Below are 2703 nucleotides of genomic sequence, written 5' to 3'. Positions count from 1 at the left end.
GCCATGAGCTACAAGAGTGACATCGAGATTGCGCGTGAGGCGCAGAAGAAGCCGATCCAGGAGATTGGCGCGAAGATCGGGATTTCCAGCGATGACCTGCTGCCCTACGGCCATGACAAGGCGAAGGTGAGCCAGGCGTTCATCGACTCTGTGCAGTCCAAGGAAGACGGCAAGCTGATCCTGGTGACCGCGATCAACCCGACACCGGCGGGCGAAGGCAAGACCACCACCACCGTGGGTCTGGGCGACGGTCTGAACCGGATCGGCAAGAACGCGATGATCTGTATCCGCGAAGCCTCGCTGGGCCCGAACTTCGGCATGAAGGGCGGCGCTGCAGGCGGCGGCTATGCCCAGGTCGTGCCGATGGAGGAAATGAACCTCCACTTCACCGGCGACTTCCACGCCATCACCTCGGCCCACTCGCTGCTGTCGGCGATGATCGACAACCACATCTACTGGGGCAACGAGTGCGACATCGACACCCGCCGCGTCGCCTGGCGCCGTGTGGTCGACATGAACGACCGCGCCCTGCGCACCATCACCGCGTCTCTGGGCGGTGTGTCCAACGGCTTCCCGCGCGAAGCCGGCTTTGACATCACCGTGGCGTCGGAAGTGATGGCGATCCTCTGCCTCGCCAACGACCTCAAGGACCTGGAAAAGCGCCTGGGCGACATCATCGTGGCGTACCGCCGCGACAAGACCCCGGTCTACTGCCGCGACATCAAGGCAGAGGGCGCAATGACCGTGCTGCTGAAGGACGCGATGCAGCCGAACCTGGTGCAGACCCTGGAAAACAACCCGGCCTTCGTGCACGGCGGTCCCTTCGCCAACATCGCACACGGCTGCAACTCGGTGATCGCCACCAAGACCGCCTTGAAAGTCGCCGACTATGTCGTCACCGAAGCAGGCTTTGGTGCGGACCTCGGCGCCGAGAAGTTCATGAACATCAAGTGCCGCAAGGCAGGCATCGCACCCTCCGCAGTGGTGCTGGTGGCCACCGTGCGCGCGATGAAGATGAACGGCGGCGTTGCCAAGGCGGACCTCGGTGCCGAGAACGTCGACGCGGTGAACTCCGGCTGCGCCAACCTCGGCCGCCACATCGAGAACGTCAAATCCTTCGGCGTGCCGGTTGTGGTTGCGATCAACCACTTCGTCACCGACACCGACGCCGAAGTTGACGCGGTCAAGGCCTACTGCGCCACCCACGGCGTTGAAGCAGTGCTGTCGCGCCACTGGGAGCTGGGCTCCGAGGGCTCCGCGCCGCTGGCCGAGAAGGTTGTCGAGATCGTCGACGCCGGTTCCGCCAACTTCTCGCCGATCTACCCGGACGACATGCCGCTGTTCGAGAAGATCGAGACCATCGCCAAGCGCATCTACCGCGCTGACGAGGTGCTGGCGGACAACAAGATCCGCAACCAGCTGAAGGAATGGGAAGACGCGGGCTACGGCAACCTGCCGGTCTGCATGGCGAAGACCCAGTACTCCTTCTCGACCGACCCGAGCTTGCGCGGTGCGCCGGTGGGCCACTCGGTGCCGGTGCGCGAAGTGCGCCTGTCGGCCGGTGCGGGCTTCATCGTTGCGGTCTGCGGCGAGATCATGACCATGCCGGGCCTGCCGCGCACCCCGGCGGCGGAAACCATCCGCCTGAACGAGGACGGCCAGATCGAAGGCTTGTTCTAAGACAAGATATGCGACATTCAGCGGCCCGGGACATCCCGGGCCGCTGGAGTTTTGAGACATGAGCACAGAGACACCGCCGCAGGACTGCCAGTCGATGGCAGAGCTGCGGGCTGAGATCGACCGGATGGACCGGGAATTGGTGCGGATGCTGGCGCGGCGTGCCGCCTATATCGACCGGGCGATTCAGCTGAAGCAAGCCAACGGCTGGCCCGCGCGGATCCCGGACCGGGTTGAGGAAGTGGTCATGAATGCCCGCGCCGCGGCGGAGGCTCAGGGGCTGGACCCCGATCTGATCGAGCATCTGTGGCGGCAGCTGGTGGACTGGTCGATTGCCCGCGAGGCGCGGGTGATCCGGGAAGAGTAAGGCGGGCCGAATGCCTGCACAAAAAGGAAGAGAGCAATGGCAGCAACTCTGATTGACGGCAAGGCCTTTGCGGCCAAGGTGCGCGGCCAGGTGGCCGAACATGTGGCGCGGCTGAAGGAGCAAAACGGCATCACCCCGGGCCTGGCGGTGGTGCTGGTGGGCGAGGACCCGGCGTCGCAAGTCTATGTGCGCTCCAAGGGCAAGCAGACCGTCGAGGTCGGCATGAACTCCTATGAGCACAAGCTGGAGGCGGACACCTCCGAGGCCGATCTGCTGGCGCTGATCGACCAGCTGAACAACGACCCGTCGGTGCATGGCATCCTGGTGCAGCTGCCGCTGCCCAAGCACCTGGACGAGGACCTGGTGATCAACTCGATCGCGCCGGAGAAGGACGTGGACGGCTTCCACATCTCCAACGTCGGCCTGCTGGGCACCGGCCAGAAGTCGATGGTGCCCTGCACGCCCTTGGGTTGCCTGATGATGCTGCGCGACCACCACGGCAGCCTCTCGGGCATGGACGCGGTTGTCATTGGCCGCTCCAACATCGTCGGCAAGCCGATGGCGCAGCTGCTGCTGGGTGACAGCTGCACCGTGACCATCGCGCATTCGCGCACCAAGGATCTTCCGGATGTTGTCCGCCGCGCCGACATCGTGGTTGC

Annotated in this window: 3 protein-coding genes; all 3 read left to right on the top strand. The window is 64.6% G+C overall.

The features are described from left to right. Positions 1 to 3: 3 nt before the first annotated feature. Positions 4 to 1680 carry a formate--tetrahydrofolate ligase gene (locus tag RA24_RS21435; RefSeq protein ID WP_039194318.1) on the top strand — a complete coding sequence of 559 codons (1677 nt, stop codon included), beginning with the start codon at positions 4 to 6 and terminating at the stop codon, positions 1678 to 1680. Between the two features lie 58 nt (positions 1681 to 1738). Then, positions 1739 to 2044 (top strand): chorismate mutase, encoded by a 306-nt coding sequence (locus RA24_RS21430; protein ID WP_039194316.1) that lies wholly within the window; start codon positions 1739 to 1741, stop codon positions 2042 to 2044. 36 nt (positions 2045 to 2080) lie between these two features. Further along, the coding region (locus RA24_RS21425) for a tetrahydrofolate dehydrogenase/cyclohydrolase catalytic domain-containing protein (protein WP_039194313.1) at positions 2081 to 2703 on the top strand (623 nt) is incomplete at its 3' end.

The sequence above is a fragment of the Leisingera sp. ANG-M6 genome (assembly GCF_000813905.1).
Lineage (GTDB): Bacteria > Pseudomonadota > Alphaproteobacteria > Rhodobacterales > Rhodobacteraceae > Leisingera.
Note: the sequence above shows the minus strand (reverse complement) of the source record. Positions and strands in the feature narration are given on the sequence as shown.